Genomic DNA, 17,368 nt, shown 5'->3' on the forward strand with positions numbered 1-17,368 from the left:
GTTCCGGGCCGGTCGCGGACGGCCCGCCGGCGGGTGCTGCAGGCGCTACCGGTGTTGCGGGTGCCACCGGTGTTACGGGTGCGGTGCGCAGGCCAGCAGGTACGGCAGTGCGGGAAGCACCGGCAGTGCCAGCACCCCGAGCCGCCAGGCCGGCTGCCGCCAGCCGCCACCGGGGCGGGCCAGCCGCCGGACCCGGGCCAGCACCCCGGTGGCGGCCACCCCCAGCGCCGCGCCGCCCGCCACCCCGCCGCCCGGGGACGGGACCCCGGCGGTCGCCAACGCGTAGAGCGCGGACGCCAGTTCACCCCGGGACGCGTGCGCCAGCGCCGCGTCGTCGGCCGCCATCTCCAGCAGCAGCGCCACCTCCGAGCGCCCCAGCCGGGCCAGCGGCAGCGGTCCGAGGAGCAGCGCGAAGGTGTCCGCCGGCAGCCGGAACAGGTGGTGGCGGCCCCGGATGTGCCCGTGCTCGTGGGCGACGGCCGCGGCGAGCTGCCGTTCGTCCAGCAGCCGCAGCGCCCCGCGCGACAGCACCACCCGGGAGCGCCGTCCGGGCAGGCAGTACACGGTCGGGTGCGCGTGCTCCAGCACCAGTGCGTCCCAGCGCCCGTCCCGGACGGCGACCAGGTCCAGCACGGCCCGGTGCCGGCGCCGGGCCCGCCCGGTGCGGACGCCGACGGCGGTGACCAGGGCGGCGGCCACCGCCCCGGCAGCGGCCAGCAGCCACCAGTCGTGGGTGTGCGGGACGAGACCCCCGGCCGGCTCGGCGTGGGGGAGCAGACCGAGCAGCCCGGCCGGCTCGTGGGCGAAGGGCTCCACCGCGTGGTGCGCCGCGAGCAGCAGGGCGACCGTGAACGAGGCCATCAGCGCGAGCCAGAGCCCCGCACCGGCCGCCGGACGGGCCTGGAGCCGGGCGGAGCCGGCCAGCCGCCGGGGCAGCAGCACCCCGGTCACCGCCAGGTAGAGGACGAGCAGGGCGAGGGTCACTCCGGATCCCGGGACTTCACCTGTTCGAGGGCCGCGAGCAGGGCGGAGGCCTCGTCCCCGCTGATCCGGTCGATGAAGCGGAGCAGCGCGCCCGCCCGGTCGGGGGTGGTCTCCAGCGCCTGGTGCATCAGCCGGGCGGTGTACTCCTCGCGGGTGCAGGTCGGCTCGTACACCCAGGCGCGGCCGACCTTGTCACGGCGCAGCCAGCCCTTGGTGTGCAGGATGTCGGCGACCGTGGTGACGGTGGTGTACGCGACGGCGCGCTGCTGCTGCAGGTCGTCCACGACCTCGCGCACCGTGGCCGGTCGGCCCCAGGCCCAGAGCCGGTCCATGATCTCGGCCTCCAGATCGCCGAAGCCCCGTAGCACCGCCCTTGTCTCCCTCGCCGAGCCCACCGCCGGCGCCCTTCGCCCGCCGGAACGCGGCCCATGGTACGGCGAGCGCCGGGCGCCCGCCCCCGGCCTCCGGAGGCGGGCGCCCGGCGTCTTCCGGGTGGTGCCCAGGTGGTGTCCGAGCGGTGTCGACCGGTGCCCGGTACGTGTGCAACCGGTGATCGAGCCCGGTCGGCCGGGGTCAGGACAGCCGCCGCCCCAGCGGGATCCGGGACCGGGTGAACAGCGCGGCGAGCAGCCCGGCGACCACCGGCAGCACGAGCACCACCAGCAGCAGCTCGACCCACGGCGCCGTGATCAGCGCCGGCTTGGCCCCGAACCCGCTCGCCCGGGACTTCAGCAGCCCCACCGCCGGCACGAACCCGTTGGCCGCGCCGAGCAGCGCCCCCAGCAGGGCGATCAGCGCGCACTGCAGGCCCGCCATGCTCCGCCGGATCCGCGGCGGTGCGCCGACGGCGGCCAGGGTGGCCTGGTCCTGCCGGGAGTCGGCGGCCGCGAGGCCGGTGGCGATCCCGGCCGCGCCGAGCACGACCAGCCCGGCGAAGCCGGTGAGCGCCAGGGTGAGCGCGTCGCTCTTCGGCTGGAAACCGCGCTCGACCGACAGCGTGGCCATCCGGTCCAGCCGGATCGCAGCCGCTTCGGCGCGCTGCTGCGCCCGGCGGTCGGGCGGCGTGGCGGGCAGCCAGACCGAGCCGGTCGGCCGCGCGGACAGCCCGAGGCGCGGCAGTGCGGAGGGCAGCACCATGCCCTGGGCGAAGCCCGCGGCGGCCTCGTTGTCGACCAGCACCGCGTCGACCGGGACCTCCTGGAGCTCGGGCTTGGGCACCTCGCCCGGCTGCACCGCGCCGCTGGCGCCGCGCAGCATCAGCACGGCCTTCCCGTCGGCGCCCAGCAGGGCGCGGTCGAAGACCAGCAGCTTCCCCGCGGCCAGCGCCTGTTCGGCGGCCGGGTCGTGGACGGCGAACAGGTTGTGCAGCACGGTGGCGTCCCCGGCGGCCAGGTGCGGCGGGGCGCCGAGGCCGCGCCGGTTCACCGTGCCCTTGAGCTGGACGGTGCTGGAGCAGTTCTCGCAGAAGCGGTACATGACGTCGGCGAGGTCGCCGCGCGGGCCGAGGCCGGTCAGCTGCTCCTCCAGCTCGCCGCGCAGCCGGTCGAGCCGGGGCCCGTCGGTGGAGCTGGTGAGCTGGACGGCGCCGTACGGGGCCTGCGGCCGGTAGTCGCGCCGGTTCTCGGCGTCGGTGCTGGTGGTGTACACCCCGATGGCGACGGCGCCGGCCACCGCGGCCATCACCGCGGCCACCGCCGGTGCGGTGCGCGAGCGGTGCCGGGCGGAGTCGCGCAGCGCGAGCCGGGGCCCGAGCGGCAGCCTGCCGGCCGCCCGGCCGATCAGGGCGACCAGCATCGGGGTGCAGAGCAGCAGCCCGATCTCGGCGGTCACCGAGCCGCCGAGCACGGTGAGCGTCCGGGTGTCGTAGCCGCCGACGCCCGGCCGGTCGCGCTGCACGACGCCCGCGCCGTACACCGCGAGGACGCCGCCGAGGGCGACCAGCACCACGCCGCCGACGGTGACCGCGCGGCTGGGGCCGCGGACGGTGTCCCGGCCGGTGAGTCCGGCGGTGACGCTGCGGCGGGCGGCCTGCACGGCGGGCAGTGCCGCCGCGAGCAGGGCGGTGACCAGGCCGATCCCGGCGATCGCGAGCAGGTCCAGCGGCGGCAGGGCGAGGTGTCCGAACCGTGCGCCGCCGACCCGTTCGATCTGCGGCCGGAGCACGGCGACCAGCCCGGTGCCGAGCGACACCCCGGCCAGCGCCCCGGCCGCGCCGAGGACCAGCCCGCCGCCGAGGACCACCGCGCCGACGTGGGTGCGGCTGCCGCCGGCGGCGCCGAGCAGGGCGAGCTGGCGGCGGGAGCGGCGGGCGCCGACCGCGAAGGCGGGCCCGGCGAGCAGGGCGACCTCCAGCAGCGCCATGCCGGTGACGGTGGCGACGACGATCTCGGTGTTGTCGCCGGTCGACAGGTCGCCGAAGCGGTGCGCGTCACGGTAGTAGGGCACGGCCTGCTCCGGCGGCGGGGCGAGCGCCACCGAGCGGGCGGTGAGCGTGAAGCCGTGGGCGTTGAACCGCTGCACCGCGGCCCAGTCGAGCGCGGCCCCGGACGGCAGCCGGACCAGCCAGGCGGCGCGCTCGGCCGGACGCTGCTCGGCGGCCGGCCGGCCGGCCGCCTGGGCGGCGGCCAGCTGGTCCAGCAACTCGCCGGGCCGGGAGACGAGTTCGACCCGGCCGAGCTCGTCCGGGTGCTCCACGACACCGGTGATGGTGAAGGTCGTCCCGTCCAGTCCCTGGACGGTGGTGGTGCCACCCGGCCGGAGCCCGGAGCGGTCCAGGAACGCCCGGGTGACGGCCACCTCGCGCGGGGCGCTCGGGGCGCGGCCCTCGACCAGGTCGATCCGGCCGTGCCAGATCGGGTCGGCGAGGTTCGCCTCGGTGGTGAGCGTGCGGACCAGGCCCTCGGGTGAGGTCGCACCGCTCTCCGGCCCCGGACGCGCCGGGGTGAGCGCACTGCCGGGCGGCAGCAGCGAGCCGACCAGGCCGACCGGGTCGGTGGTCGCGCCCTTCTGCTGTTCGGCGGTGGGCTGCTCCCCCGGGCGGGGCTGGACGACGAGGACGCCGTCCTCCGCGACCGGCGCCTGTTCGACGGTGCGGCCCGGGTCGAGGGCGGTGACCAGGGCGTCCGCGCCGCCCACCACCCGCTCGACCCGCTCGGCCGGGGTGAGCTGCCCGCTGCGGTGGACCACGTCGGCGCCGGTGACACCGAGCACGGGAAGGGCGATCATGGCGGCGATCAGGGCGCTGCGGCCTTTGGCCCGCAGGGCGTCGCGGCGGGCGATGCGCAGGGCGACCCGCCAGGCTCCGAGCCTCACCGCGTCACCCCGCCGATCGAGCCGGGGCGGTGGGCCGTCGCCGGACGGTCCGGGGTACGGCCGTAGGGGGAACCGTCGTCGGTGGAACGGTCGTAGGGGGAACGGTCGTGCGCGGAACGGTCGTCGGAGGAAAGGCCGTCGGCGGGTCGGTGACCGGTGGACCGGTGGCGGGCGGATCGGGGGCCGCGGCTCTCGGAGTCGACCGCGCCGTCCCGGAGGTGGACCACCCGGTCCGCCCAGGCGGCGTGCGCGGCCTCGTGGGTGACCATCATCGCCGCCGCCCCGGCGTCGCAGCGGGCGCGCAGCACCCCGAGCACGGCCTCGCCGGTGGCGGAGTCGAGCGCGCCGGTCGGTTCGTCGGCGAGCACCAGGCGCCGCTCGCCGATCAGGGCGCGGGCGATCGCGACGCGCTGCTGCTGGCCGCCCGACATGTCGTCGGGGAAGCGGTCGGCCAGTTCGCCGATGCCCAGCTCCTCCAGCGCGGCCAGCGCCTCCCGGCGGGCCCGGCGCCCCGGGACGCCGTCGAGTTCGCGCGGCAGGGCGATGTTCTCGGCGGCGGTGAGCGCCGGGATCAGGTTGTAGTCCTGGAAGACGTACCCGATGGAGCGCCGCCGGAGGTCGGCGAGCCTGCCCCGGCCGAGTTTGCCGAGCGGGACCCCCTCCACCAGGACCTCGCCGTCGCTGGGCCGGTCCAGCCCGCCGGCCAGGGTCAGCAGGGTCGACTTGCCGGAGCCGGACGGCCCCATGACGGCGACGAACTCCCCGGGGTGGACGGCCAGGTCGATGCCGCGCAGGGCGTGCACCTCGGCGGCGCCCCGCCCGTGCACCCGGGTGACGTTGGCCAGTTGCAGGACGGGCCCCGGCCGGGCCGGATCGGTGGTGGACACACTTCCCCCTTGTGAGCTTCTCGACTGCATATGTCGGTGAACTATATATGCCGGGCGATGAAGTTCAAGGCGGACCCGCCGCGGGTGGGCTCGGTCAAACTTCTACAAAGGTGTCGAAGGAGAGTCGGAAGGTGTGGGAGAGCCGGGGGACGTGCGAGAGACGGGGCGCGGGAGAGGGGGGAGGGGCGTGCGAGAGGCGGGGGCGAGGCACGGACGGCCGTAGTCCGAGCCGGGCGGCCCGGCGCCCGTCCGAGGGGGTAGAACGGAAGGTCCGTCACATGAGCCGCCTGGGAGGCCCGATGCCGAGCCCCGATCCGAAGCACGGACCGTTGGTGCTGATGCTGCTGGTGCTGACCGTGGTCACCGGAGTGGTGGACGCGGTCAGCTACCTCGCACTCGGCCACGTCTTCGTCGCCAACATGACCGGCAACGTGGTGTTCCTCGGCTTCGCCATCGCCGGGGCGCCGAACCTCTCCGCCATCGCCTCGCTGGCCGCCCTGGCCGCGTTCCTCCTCGGCGCCCTGGCCGGCGGCCACCTCGCCCGCCGCCTGCCCGGCCACCGCGGCCGGCTGCTGACCGTCGCCGTCGGCGTCCAGGCGACGCTCGTCGCGACGGGCACCGTCCTGGCGGCGGTCATCGGCCACACCTCCGGCCCGGCCCGCTACACCCTGATCGGGCTGCTCGGCTTCGCCATGGGCGGCCAGAACGCGGTGGTCCGCGCACTGAAGATCCCCGACCTCACCACCACCGTGCTCACCATGACGATCACCGCCCTCGCCGCCGACCTCACCGGCCCCCGCCGCTTCGCCTCCGCGGTCTGGATGTTCGCCGGTGCCCTCCTCGGCGCGGTCCTCGTCCTGCACGCCGACGTCCCCGGCGCCCTCGGCCTGGCCCTCGCCCTCCTCCTCACCGTCGCCGTGGTCACCCACCGGAGCGCCAGGTCCACCCCCGCCCCGGAGTGGACCAAGCCCTTGTGAGCGGGCGCGCGGCGGACGCCGACCGCCGGTCCGTGGCCGCCGGCTGCGCCCGCCGGGCGGCCCCGGGCCCCGGGCCGGGTTCGTCCGCCAGGCGTTGCCGCCCCACCGTGCCGGGCGGCTCAGTCCTCGTGGCGGTGCCCTGCGCGGCCGCTCCAGAGCGGTTCGAGCCGGGCCCAGCCGTCCGTCCAGGCCGCTTCGGCGCGGCGGTCGAGGGCGTGCAGGCGCAGGCGGAGGGCGAGGGCGACGAGGGCGAGCAGGGTGAGGAGGGTGCCGGTGCCGGCGCAGCCGGCGGAGACGGCGAGGGCGGCGCGGTCGACCGGGGGAGGGGAGGCGTTGCCGGCCGCGTCGATCCAGATCGACACGCGGCTGCCGGTGGCGGCCGGGCGCACGGCCTGGACGGTGCCGGCGTGCGGGCTGCCGTCGGGGGCGGTCCAGGTGGCCTCGACGTCGGTCCGGCTGCTGTGGCCCCCGGCGAACCGCCCGCCGCCGGCGGCGGGCGGTTCGCCGGGGACGGCGCGGATCACGGCATCGACCTGCTGCAGTCGCGCGCGTTCGATGTCGGCCTGGGGCGCGGCGACGCGGAACAGCAGCAGTGCGCCGACGGTCGAGACCGCGAGGACGAGCGCCGCGCCGAGTGCCGCGAGCAGCCAGGCCCGGGCGCGGGAGCGGTCGAGCGGGCGGGCGAGGGGTTCGTGCCGGGCACCGAGGGCCCGCCGCAGCTGACGGCCGGTTCGCTGCGGGAGCGACGCGGGCCTGGCCGTGCGGGGTGTGTCGGACACGTTGACGGCTCCTCAGGGACGCGGGGGAGTACGGCGGTTCGCCACCAATTTCCACCCGTCGGGCCCGGGGCACAAGAGTCGTGCGCGCTCGGAGGACCGCTGTCGCCGCGAGGTGACCGCCACTTCCGCCGTTCGATCCGCCGTCCGTCCCGCCAGTGCCGCTCGGCCCCGCAGCCGGGACGTTCGGCCCTCGGCAGCGGTGGCCCCGGCCGGGCAGGCTGGGTACCGGCGGCGCCCCCCGTGCCTGGGCGCGGCCGTGGCCCGGTTCGACCGTGGGGGTGCCGGGCCGAGGTACGGGGCAGGGGGTGGTCGCGCGGCCACCCCCTGCTTTCCGTGTGCGATCTCGCCTCCGGACCCGGTGTTTCCCCGGGTCGGGGCCGCATTCTCGCCGATCGCCGGGTGCAGCCTCGCGGTGAGCGTGGTCGCCGGACCCGACGTACTACGGACGGACCGGGTTCGGGATCGTCGCCTCGCTCGGCATCATCGCCTCCACCCTGCCGCTGCTGCGGCGGATCACCGGACCGGAGGCGGCCCGCAACGGCTGAGTGCCGTCACGGAGTCGACCACCGCGCCGGTCGCCCTGCCGCCCGCGCTCAGCGGACGACGGGGTAGCCGTGCGTCCCGTCCCGCCGCACGCCGTCCAGGCCGGGCAGCCAGCTGCCGAGGACCAGCGCGGACGGGTAGAACATCGGCTCCGGCAGCTCGTCCACCGCGAAGCGCTCCCAGCCGGCGCAGGCGTGCGGCTCGGTGACCACTGCCTCGGCGAGGCTGGGCGGGGCGAGGACGGCGGCGGTCAGCCGCGGCCGGCCGAGCTCGTGGTCGAGGTGCACGGCGAGCACCCGCATCCCCCCGGCCGGCAGCACGATGCCGGTCTCCTCGGCGAGTTCGCGGGCCGCGGTCTGTTCGAAGGACTCGCCCGGGTCGACCTTGCCGCCCGGCAGGCTCCAGGTGGGCGGCTCACCGGCGGTGGTGCGCCGGCCGACCAGCACCCGGCCGTCGCCGGTGGGCACGATGATCCCGGCGCCGAGCATCGGTGCGGTCGTCCCGGCCTGCGGTGCGGTGGTCAACTCGGGCTCTCCTTCGGATGGTTACCAGTTGGCGCGCTCGTAGTCCTTGAGGAAGCAGCCGTACAGGTCCTCGCCCTGCTCGCCGCGCACGATCGGGTCGTACACCCGGGCCGCGCCGTCGACCAGGTCGAGCGGGGCGTGGAAGCCCTCCTCGGCGAGGCGCATCTTGTCCGGGTGCGGCCGCTCGTCGGTGATCCAGCCGGTGTCGACGGCGGTCATCAGGATGCCGTCGTTCTGGAACATCTCCTGCGCGCTGGTGCGGGTGAGCATGTTCAGCGCGGCCTTGGCCATGTTGGTGTGCGGGTGGCCGGCGCCCTTGTAGCCGCGGGTGAACACGCCCTCCATCGCGGAGACGTTGACCACGTACTTGCGGCGGGACGCGGACGCGGCCATCGCCGGGCGCAGCCGGCTGATCAGGATGAACGGTGCGGTGGAGTTGCAGAGCTGCACCTCCAGGAGTTCGACCGGGCCGACCTCGCTGACGGTCTGCACCCAGCTGTTGGTGTCCGCGAGGTCGGGCACCAGGCCGCCGGCGTCGATCGCGGTGCCGGCCTCGATCCGGGCGGGGGTGGCGGAGCCGGTGACCAGCGCGAGCGAGGTGACGTCCTCGGCGGCCAGCCGCTGCTCGCCGCCGGTCGCCTGGTGGGGGAGCTCGGGCAGGGCGACGCCGCCGCTGCCGAAGCGGCCGATGGTGGTGGCCTGCGGCAGCTCGCCGGCCGGCAGCGGGGCGGACTCGGCGTTGACCAGCTCGCGGTAGGACTCCGGCGGGCGGCGCACGGTCTGCGCGGCGTTGTTGATCAGGATGTCCAGCGGGCCGTCGGCGGCGACCTCGTCGGCGAGGGCCATGACCTGGGCCGGGTCGCGCAGGTCGATGCCGATGATCTTGAGGCGGTGGATCCAGTCGGCGCTGTCCGGCATCGCCTTGAAGCGGCGGATGGCGTCGTTGGGGAAGCGGGTGGTGATGGTGGTGTGGGCGCCGTCGCGCAGCAGCATCAGCGCGATGTACATGCCGATCTTGGCGCGGCCGCCGGTGAGCAGCGCGCGCTTGCCGGTGAGGTCGGCGCGGGCGTCACGGCGGGAGCGGTTGAGCACCGCGCACTTCTGGCAGAGGTTGTGGTAGAACGCGTCGACCTCGACGTACCGCTGCTTGCAGGTGTAGCAGGAGCGCGGGCGCTCCAGGATCCCGGCGATCTCGGTGGTGGTGACGGTGGTCAGGCCGAAGGCGCCGGCCGTCTCGTCGTCGATCCGGGTCGGCGCACCGGTGGCGGTGCGGGCGGTCACCGCGCGGTCGTTGGCGGTCTTGCGGGCCCGGGTCTCCTGGCGGCGGCGCTGCTTGAGGGTGCGGAATATGCCGCCCACGGCCTGCCGGACGGTGATCGCGTCCGGGTGGTCGACGTGCAGCTCGTCGAGCTCGGCGATCACCTCAAGGCAGAGCTTCAGCCGCTCGGGGTCGAGGCCTGGACCGTAGTCGATCTCCTCCTCGGTGCCCTCGTCCTGGCCGTGCTGGATGTCCGTCTGCCCGATGCCCACGCCTGCTGCCGCTTTCCCGTTCGCCTCGCCCATTACCGCGTGAATGCTACGGGAGTCGTCCCGACCGGGGCGAAAAGCGGACGTCGGAGGCAGTCTTTGGATGATCCTCCAGGTCTACGCGCGGAGCTTTGATCACGGTTTGTGCACAGCCCCAGCAATGTTCCTCGAACTGGCTTTTGCCTCTGCCCTCCCGGAGAATCGAATGCTGGGTGCAGGGCGCCCGAGTGCGCCCCGACGGCATCGCCGCAACCGCACCCGAGGTGTAATTTCTCCCAGCCAGAGAGCCCCCTTCATGCGCTTCCTGAACGACCTCAAGCCCTCGTACGACCTCACGTACGACGACGTCTTCATGGTCCCCAGCCGTTCCGCCGTGGGCTCCCGGCAGGGCGTGGACCTCTCCTCGAACGACGGCACCGGCACCACCATCCCGCTGGTCGTGGCCAACATGACCGCCATCGCCGGCCGCCGGATGGCCGAGACCGTCGCCCGCCGCGGCGGACTGGTCGCCATCCCGCAGGACATCCCCACCGAGGTCATCGCCGAGGTCATCGCCTGGGTCAAGCAGCGCCACCTGGTGTTCGACACCCCGATCACCCTCGCCCCGGGCGCCACCGTCGCCGAGGCGCTCTCGCTGCTGCCCAAGCGCGCGCACGGTGCCCTCGTGGTCGTCGAGGACGGCAGGCCGGTCGGCGTGGTCACCGACTCCGACTGCCAGGGTGTGGACCGCTTCACCAGCCTCGCCGACATCATGTCCCGCGACCTGCTGCTGCTCGACGAGTCCATCGACCCGCGCGCCGCCTTCGAGAAGCTCAACGAGGGGCACCGCAAGCTCGCCCCGGTGGTCGACGGCGAGGGCCGCCTGGTCGGCATCCTCACCCGCAAGGGCGCGCTGCGCGCCACCCTGTACACCCCGGCCGTGGACGCGGCCGGCAAGCTGCGGATCGCCGCCACCGTCGGCATCAACGGCGACGTCGCGGGCAAGGCCGAGGCCCTGATCGAGGCCGGTGCCGACGTGCTGGTGGTCGACACCGCGCACGGCCACCAGGAGTCCATGATCAGTGCCCTGCGCGCGGTGCGCGGCCTGGACCCGCAGATCCCGATCGTGGCCGGCAACGTGGTCTCCGCCGCCGGTGTCCGCGACCTCGTCGAGGCGGGCGCCGACATCCTCAAGGTCGGCGTCGGCCCGGGCGCCATGTGCACCACCCGGATGATGACCGGCGTCGGCCGGCCGCAGTTCTCCGCCGTCCTGGAGTGCGCCGCCGAGGCGCGCCGGCTCGGCAAGCACGTGTGGGCGGACGGCGGCGTGCGGCACCCGCGCGACGTCGCGATGGCGCTGGCCGCCGGCGCCTCCAACGTGATGATCGGCTCCTGGTTCGCCGGGACGTACGAGTCCCCGGGCGACCTGCAGACCGCCGCTGACGGCCGCCAGTACAAGGAGAGCTTCGGCATGGCCTCGGCCCGCGCGGTCAGCAACCGCACCGCCCAGGACTCCTCGTACGACCGGGCCCGCAAGGCGCTGTTCGAGGAGGGCATCTCGCACTCCCGGATGTTCCTCGACCCGGCCCGCCCGGGCGTCGAGGACCTGATCGACTCGATCATCGCCGGCGTGCGCAGCTCCTGCACCTACGCGGGCGCCGACAGCCTGGAGGAGTTCCACGAGAAGGCGATCGTGGGCGTCCAGAGCGCGGCCGGCTACGCCGAGGGCAAGCCGCTGCACTCCAGCTGGGCCTGATCGACCGCGGCCGCGGCGCAGACGCCCGCCGCGTCGGTGCCTGCCGCGTCGCTGCCCGCTCCACCACCGTCCGCTCCGGCGGATGATCCACCGGCCGGCCGGTTCCCCGCCTCGGGGAGCCGGCCGGCCGGCGCCGGTCCGGGGGCCACCCGTGCGCCGCGCAGCCCCAGCGGGAGCAGCAGGGCGCGGCCGAGCAGCCCGACCGAGCCGTCCAGCGCGCTGGCGAAGGCCCGGGCCGCGCCGGGCAGGTGCCGCAGCTCCCAGAGCGCCTCGACGGCGGACCAGGCCCCCTCGCGGGCGGTCTCGACCGACCAGGTGCCGAGCAGGTGGGTGATCGGCTCGGCGTGCTCCAGCAGGTCGGGCCCGGGCATCAGCCGCTCCCGGACGGCCGTCTCCACCTCGGCCAGCACCCCGTTGATCCGGTGGTAGTCCTCCTCGACCGCGGCCGGTCCGCAGCCCCGGCGGCGGCAGGTGTCCACGACGGCCAGCGGCAGGTCGTGCTGGATGTGGGCGTTCATCCCGGCCAGGGCGAACTGCAGCGGGTGCACGCCCGGGTGGGCGCGCAGCGCGAACAGGGCTCGCCAGCAGGCGGGCGGCTCCTGCCCGGCCGCGTCGGCGGCCACGGCCCGCAGGTACCGCCGGGCGAACAGCACGTCCAGCTCGGCCATCGCCGCGGGGTCGGCGAAGTACCCGCCGGCGAGCCGGTCGCGGACCGCCGCCGTGACATCGAGGTAGAGCCGGTTGAAGACCGCCACCCCGTCGGCCTCGGGCAGCCCCGCCCCGATCTCCCGCAGTCGGCCGAGCACCTCCTCCACCGTGTCGGCCTCCGCGCGGGCGGCGTCCGTGGCCGTGCCGGTCGCCGCGGCCGTGCCTGTCCCCGTCCCTGTGCCGGTGGCCGCGTCGGCTGCCGTCGTACGATCCACCGCCGTGTCGGGCATGTGCCACCCTCCGATGTCGATCGTGCACTGATCGCATCATCGTGACAGCGCGGTCCTGCACCGCACGGGCACGGCACGCCGGGGCCCGGCCGGGCGGCGCGCCTCAGCCCAGCTCGTACTCCAGGACGAAGGTGTGGGCGCCGGACTCGTCGACGGTCAGGTGGAACTCCCCGGTGATCCCGGCCAGCTCGCCCGCGCCCGTGCCCGGCACCACGCGTATCGTCGTGGCGGTGGTGTCCCAGGCCGCGTGCTGGAGCACGAACGAGCCCTTGCGGCCGTCCAGTTCACCCGTCACGTGCTCCACCGCGACGTACGACGCCGGGCCGCCGGAGGGGCCTCCGACGGAGAGCATCCGCACCTCGCTCGTCCCGCTCAGCGCGCCCGTGAAGGTCTTGGCGATCCGGATCCGCCCGAAGGACGCGCCCTCGCGCTCCTCCGTCTCCACCGGTTCGAACGCCGCCGGTTCGAACGACCCCTCGGCCTTGAACCCCATGGCACAGTCCCCTCGTCGATTGGCGAACGCGTCCCGCCGGCGGGCTCCCCGCCGATCGCGTACCGAGCCTGGCACACGGCACTGACAATCGCGCCCGAGTGCCCTAGCGCCCGAGCGCCCGGCGCCGCCCGCCACGGCTCCCGGTCACGGCTCCCAGCGCACCGCCAGCACCGCCGCGTCGTCGGCCAGCCCGGAGTCCCCGACCCAGCCGCCGACGTCCGTCAGCACGGCGTCCAGCACGTCCGCCGGGCTCCCGCCGTGCAGCCCGGGCAGCCGCTGCGCCAGCGGGTAGAACCGCCCGCCGGCGTCCCGGGCCTCCGACACGCCGTCGGTGTGCAGGAGCAGCAGGTCGCCCGGCTCCGGGTCGAAGCGCCGCGTCGGGTACTCCTCGCCGGTCAGCGAGAGCAGCCCCAGCGGCGGCGCCGGGAACGGGGGCTCCAGCTCGCTCACCCGGCCCGCCCGGCGCAGCAGCGGGGACGGGTGGCCGCAGTTCACCACCCGCACCGGCCCCCGGTCCGGCGCCACGTCGAGCAGCACCGCGGTGGCGAAGCGGTCCCCGTCCGGACGGGCCGTGAGCGCCGCGTCCAGCCGCTCCGCGAGCCGCCCGGGGTCGGGCTCGGTCCGCGCGGCCTCCCGGAACACCCCCAGGACGTCCGCGGCCGTCTCCACCGCGGGGAGCCCGTGCCCCTGGACGTCCCCGAGCAGGATCCGCACCCCGAAGCGGGTCTCCACCACGGCGTACAGGTCCCCGCCGATCCGCGCCTCGGCCGCGGCCGCGACGTAGCGCACCGCCACCCGCAGCGGCCCGATCCGCTCGGCCGGCGGCCGCAGCAGGGCCCGCTGCGCCGCCTCGGACACCGTCCGGACCTGGAACAGCTCCCGTTCGCGGGCCGCCACCAGGACGACGCTGGCGGCGCTGGCCAGCGTCGAGGCCAGCACCGTGACCGGCACGCTGATCCGGACGGAGAGCGGCAGCTGCGCGTTGGCCGACTCCAGCAGCCCGACCGCGAGCAGCGCCGCCGCGCCGACCAGCAGCGGCACCCGGGCCCGCCGGGTGGTGGCCCCGGCGAGGACGGGGGCCACCGCGAGCAGCGGCGCCAGGGTGGTCCCTGGGCCGATGGCCAGGGCGGCCACCACGGCGGCGACCAGCAGCAGGAGCGAGCCGTACAGCAGCATCCGGGTCCGTCGGGGCAGGTGCAGCGGCGGCACCCCGTCCGGGCCGTCGGCGGTCACGCGTCCTCCTGTGGTCCGTCGGAAGGTCCGGCCGGGGTCCGGCAGACGGCCGGCGCAGGGCCGGCGGGGGTGGGCGGATGGTCGGCGGCCCCCGGGGGTGCGGGGGCCACCGGTCCACTCTCCCCGCCCCGACCCGGGTCAGCACCTCGACCGGGTCCGGTCCGGCCGCTCGGCCGCGGACGGCGGCGCTGTCCCTGCCCGCGAACGGCGGCAGCCCCGCGCCCACGGACGGCGGCGCCCCGCCCGTCGAACGGCGGCAGCCCCGCGCCCACGGACGGCGGTGCCCCGCCCGTCGAACGGCGGCAGCCCCGCGCCCACGAACGGCGGCGCCGCGCCCGCCGGACGCGGCCGCACCTCGCCCGCGGCTCCGGCGGGGCCGCGCACTACGCTGGGCCGGGAGATGAGACGCAAGAGCCGCCGCCCGACCTCCCCCCTCCCGCAGCGCCACGGCGTGGACCCGGTGCACCTCCGGCTGCCGCCGGAAGGCCCCTGGCCGACCGTGCGCGACCACCTGGTCGAGCGGCTGCCCGCCGTCCCGGCCGCGCGGATCGACGCTGCGCTGCGCGACGGCGAGATCGTCGGCGAGCACGGCCCGCTCACCCCGGACGAACCGTTCCGCCCCGGTGCGCACCTGTGGTTCCACCGGGACCTCCCGCCGGAGGTGCGCGTCCCCTTCGACCTGGTCGTGCTGCACCGCGACGAGCACCTGGTGGTCGTGGACAAGCCGCACTTCCTGGCCACCACCCCGCGCGGCAGCCACGTCACCGAGACGGCGCTCTCCCGGCTGCGGCACGCCCTGGAGCTGCCCGAGCTCAGCCCCGCGCACCGCCTGGACCGGCTCACCGCCGGCCTGGCCATGTTCGTGGTCCGCCCCGAGGACCGCGGCGCGTACCAGACGCTGTTCCGCGACCGCCTGGTGCGCAAGGAGTACCGGGCGATCGCCCCGTACGACCCGGAGCTGAGCCTGCCGCGCACCGTGCGCAGCCACATCGTCAAGGAGCGCGGGGTGATCGCCGCGCAGGAGATCGACGCGCCGCCGAACAGCGAGAGCCGGATCGACCTGCTGGAGCGCCGCGACGGCCTGGCCCGCTACCGGCTGCGCCCGCTCAGCGGACGCACGCACCAGCTGCGGCTACACATGAGCAGCCTCGGACTGCCGATCCTCGGCGACCCGGTGTACCCGGTGGTGCTGCCGGAGACGGCCCCGGACGACTTCCGCCGCCCGCTGCAACTGCTCGCCTCGGCGGTCGAGTTCACCGACCCGCTGACCGGCCGCGAACGCCGCTTCGAGAGCCGCCGCACCCTGGCCGCCTGGACCGACCCGCAGGCGTGGGCCGAAGGCCCCGGCGTCGGGTCCGCCGAGGAGTCGTCCCGGGAGACCGCCGGGCGGTCCGCCGAGGGGTCGTCCCGGGAGCCCGTCCGGGAGCCCCTCGGGGAGTCCTAGGACTGTCCGGCGGACTAGTCCCAACGTCCGACCCGGTCCCGGTCCCGGTGGCCGATCCGCCGCCCGCCCGGCGGCGGGATGGTTGCCGCATGAACGCCGCACAGCGCACCGCCGCACCGCACACCGTCCCCGTCGCCCTGGTCACCGGCGCCTCCCGCGGCCTCGGCCTGGCCCTCGCGCACGCCCTCGCCGCCGACGGCTGGCAGCTGGTGATCACCGCCCGGGGCGCGGCCGGGCTCGCCGCCGCCGAGGCGGACCTGGCCGCCGTCACCAAGGTCGTCGCGCTGCCCGGCAGCGTCGTCGACGACGACCACCGAGCCCGCCTCGCCGAGGCCGCCGAGCGCCTCGGCGGCGCGAGCCTGCTGGTCAACAACGCCGGCACGCTCAACGGCGCCCCCGCCCCCGGATCCGAGCCGCTGCCCCGGCTGGCCGACCACCCGCTGCCGGACCTGCTGGAGACCTTCGAGGTGAACGTGCTCGCCCCGATCGCCCTCACCCAGCTCGTCCTGCCCCAGCTGCGCGGGCACGCCGGGGCCGTCCTCAACATCAGCTCCGACGCCGCGGTGGAGGCCTACGCCGGCTGGGGCGGCTACGGCGCCAGCAAGGCCGCGCTCGACCTCGCCACCGCCGTCCTCGCCCGGGAGGAGCCGGAGTTGCGGGTCTGGGCGGTCGACCCGGGCAGCATGCGCACCCGGATGCTCCAGGAGGCGAGCCCGGGCGACGACATCTCCGGTGAGCCGCTGCCCGAGCAGGTGGCGCCGGTCCTGCTCGGCCTGCTCCGCGACCGCGCCCCGTCCGGCCGCTACCGGGCCGAGGACCTGGCCGTCCCGGTGGCGGACCCGGCCGTCCCGGCAGCCGACCGGGGTGGGCGATGACCGCGACCACCGACTTCGGCTCCGGGTCCGGGTCCGGGATCGACGGGTTCGACTCCGACCTCACCGTCCCGCCCGAGTTGTCCGCCCGGGCGCCGGCGGAGGCACGCGGCACGGCCCGGGACGGCGTGCGGATGCTGGTCGGCCGGCGTACCACCGGCGCCGTCGAGCACCACCGCTTCACCGACCTGCCCGAGGTGCTGCGCCCGGGGGACCTGCTGGTGGTCAACAACTCGGCGACCCTGCCGGCCGCGCTGCCCGGGCGGCTGCCCGACGGCACACCCGTCGCGGTGCACCTCTCCTCCGCCCAGCCGGACCGGCACGGCGCCCACCTGGTCGAGCTGCGCCGCGTCGTGCCCGGGCAGGCGGCGGCGTACTACCCGCCGGAGGAGTCCCCGGCCCGCGCGGGCCTGCGGGTCGCCCTGCCCGCGGATGGTGCGGCGGTGCTGACCCGGGCCCTCACCGCCCGCCTCTGGTACGCCGAACTCGCCCTTCCCACGCCGCTGTTGCCGTACCTGGCGGCGCACGGCCGGGCGATCCGCTACGGATACGTGGACCGCGCGTGGCCGATCGACGCCTACCAGACGGTCTTCGCGACCGTCCCCGGCAGCAGCGAGATGCCCAGCGCGGCCCGCCCGTTCACCGCCGAGGTGGTGGCCCGGCTGGCCGCCCGGGGGGTGCTGGTCGCGCCGGTCACCCTGCACACCGGGGTGGCCTCGCCCGAGGCGCACGAGGCCCCGTACGCCGAACGCTTCCACGTCCCCGCCGCGACCGCCCGCCTGGCCGGCCACGTCCGGGCCGACGGGGGCCGGGTGATCGCCGTCGGGACGACCGTGGTCCGCGCCCTGGAGTCCGCCGCGGCAGCGGACGGCTCGCTCCGGGAGGCCGACGGCTGGACGGAGTTGGTGATCACCCCCGTGCGCGGCGTGCGCGCCGTCGACGGCCTGCTCACCGGTTGGCACGAACCGCGTGCCTCCCACCTCCTGATGCTCGCCGCCGTCGCCGGCCGCCCCCTCCTCGCCGCCTGCTACCGGGAGGCCGTCCGGCACCGCTACCTGTGGCACGAGTTCGGCGACGTCAACCTCCTGCTGCCGGACTGAGCCCGGACCGGGCCCGGTCC

Annotated in this window: 14 protein-coding genes and 1 pseudogene; 5 read left to right on the forward strand and 10 right to left on the reverse strand. The window is 76.2% G+C overall.

The genetic code is table 11. The annotated features are described in order from the left end of the window. Positions 1-72: 72 nt before the first annotated feature. From ACZ7KX_RS00360 to ACZ7KX_RS00375, 4 genes and pseudogenes are all read right to left on the reverse strand, one after another. Positions 73-984, reverse strand: a complete 912-nt coding sequence (locus ACZ7KX_RS00360; protein WP_470324510.1) for a M48 family metalloprotease — start codon at positions 982-984, stop codon at positions 73-75. Then, the gene (locus ACZ7KX_RS00365) at positions 981-1,352 is read right to left on the reverse strand and encodes a BlaI/MecI/CopY family transcriptional regulator (RefSeq protein WP_350525024.1); all 372 of its coding nucleotides are present in this window, start codon (positions 1,350-1,352) and stop codon (positions 981-983) included. The genes ACZ7KX_RS00360 and ACZ7KX_RS00365 overlap by 4 nt, the downstream gene beginning before the upstream one ends. A 205-nt stretch (positions 1,353-1,557) precedes the next feature. Further along, positions 1,558-4,296 (reverse strand): FtsX-like permease family protein, encoded by a 2,739-nt coding sequence (locus ACZ7KX_RS00370; protein ID WP_470324511.1) that lies wholly within the window; start codon positions 4,294-4,296, stop codon positions 1,558-1,560. 200 nt (positions 4,297-4,496) lie between these two features. Continuing rightward, a pseudogene (locus ACZ7KX_RS00375) lies at positions 4,497-5,213 on the reverse strand (ABC transporter ATP-binding protein); the annotation flags it as partial. Positions 5,214-5,461: 248 nt separating this feature from the next. Here ACZ7KX_RS00375 and ACZ7KX_RS00380 point away from each other — a divergent pair. Continuing rightward, the gene (locus ACZ7KX_RS00380) at positions 5,462-6,160 is read left to right on the forward strand and encodes a YoaK family protein (protein ID WP_470324512.1); all 699 of its coding nucleotides are present in this window, start codon (positions 5,462-5,464) and stop codon (positions 6,158-6,160) included. A gap of 119 nt (positions 6,161-6,279) precedes the next feature. Here ACZ7KX_RS00380 and ACZ7KX_RS00385 read toward each other — a convergent pair whose 3' ends face one another. From ACZ7KX_RS00385 to ACZ7KX_RS00395, 3 genes are all read right to left on the reverse strand, one after another. Continuing rightward, positions 6,280-6,939, reverse strand: a complete 660-nt coding sequence (locus tag ACZ7KX_RS00385; protein WP_470324513.1) for an Rv1733c family protein — start codon at positions 6,937-6,939, stop codon at positions 6,280-6,282. Between the two features lie 593 nt (positions 6,940-7,532). Then, a complete protein-coding gene (locus ACZ7KX_RS00390; RefSeq protein WP_350525019.1) occupies positions 7,533-8,006 on the reverse strand; it encodes a nucleotide triphosphate diphosphatase NUDT15 in 474 nt (157 codons plus the stop codon). Positions 8,007-8,027: 21 nt separating this feature from the next. After that, positions 8,028-9,569: an SDR family NAD(P)-dependent oxidoreductase gene (locus ACZ7KX_RS00395; protein WP_470324514.1), complete on the reverse strand. Its 1,542-nt coding sequence runs from the start codon at positions 9,567-9,569 to the stop codon at positions 8,028-8,030. 259 nt (positions 9,570-9,828) lie between these two features. Between ACZ7KX_RS00395 and ACZ7KX_RS00400 the strand changes: the two genes are divergently transcribed. Beyond that, positions 9,829-11,268 carry a GuaB1 family IMP dehydrogenase-related protein gene (locus ACZ7KX_RS00400; RefSeq protein ID WP_470324515.1) on the forward strand — a complete coding sequence of 480 codons (1,440 nt, stop codon included), beginning with the start codon at positions 9,829-9,831 and terminating at the stop codon, positions 11,266-11,268. Here ACZ7KX_RS00400 and ACZ7KX_RS00405 read toward each other — a convergent pair. From ACZ7KX_RS00405 to ACZ7KX_RS00415, 3 genes are all read right to left on the reverse strand, one after another. Continuing rightward, positions 11,229-12,206, reverse strand: a complete 978-nt coding sequence (locus ACZ7KX_RS00405; RefSeq protein ID WP_470324516.1) for a DUF5995 family protein — start codon at positions 12,204-12,206, stop codon at positions 11,229-11,231. The two genes, ACZ7KX_RS00400 and ACZ7KX_RS00405, sit on opposite strands and share 40 nt — an antisense overlap. A 103-nt stretch (positions 12,207-12,309) precedes the next feature. Beyond that, the gene (locus ACZ7KX_RS00410; RefSeq protein ID WP_470324517.1) at positions 12,310-12,699 is read right to left on the reverse strand and encodes a DUF3224 domain-containing protein; all 390 of its coding nucleotides are present in this window, start codon (positions 12,697-12,699) and stop codon (positions 12,310-12,312) included. A 144-nt stretch (positions 12,700-12,843) separates the two neighbouring features. Beyond that, positions 12,844-13,932 (reverse strand): PP2C family protein-serine/threonine phosphatase, encoded by a 1,089-nt coding sequence (locus tag ACZ7KX_RS00415; protein ID WP_350525015.1) that lies wholly within the window; start codon positions 13,930-13,932, stop codon positions 12,844-12,846. Positions 13,933-14,332: 400 nt separating this feature from the next. On the opposite strand from ACZ7KX_RS00415, the gene ACZ7KX_RS00420 reads away from it, so the two are divergent. From ACZ7KX_RS00420 to ACZ7KX_RS00430, 3 genes are all read left to right on the forward strand, one after another. Next, positions 14,333-15,376: a pseudouridine synthase gene (locus tag ACZ7KX_RS00420; RefSeq protein ID WP_470324518.1), complete on the forward strand. Its 1,044-nt coding sequence runs from the start codon at positions 14,333-14,335 to the stop codon at positions 15,374-15,376. A gap of 89 nt (positions 15,377-15,465) precedes the next feature. Beyond that, positions 15,466-16,251 carry an SDR family NAD(P)-dependent oxidoreductase gene (locus ACZ7KX_RS00425; protein WP_470324519.1) on the forward strand — a complete coding sequence of 262 codons (786 nt, stop codon included), beginning with the start codon at positions 15,466-15,468 and terminating at the stop codon, positions 16,249-16,251. Beyond that, positions 16,248-17,348, forward strand: coding sequence for an S-adenosylmethionine:tRNA ribosyltransferase-isomerase (locus ACZ7KX_RS00430; protein ID WP_470324520.1), 1,101 nt, complete (start codon positions 16,248-16,250; stop codon positions 17,346-17,348). Before ACZ7KX_RS00425 ends, ACZ7KX_RS00430 begins: the two co-directional genes overlap by 4 nt. Positions 17,349-17,368 lie beyond the last annotated feature (20 nt).

The sequence above is a fragment of the Kitasatospora sp. NPDC038210 genome, assembly GCF_055600605.1.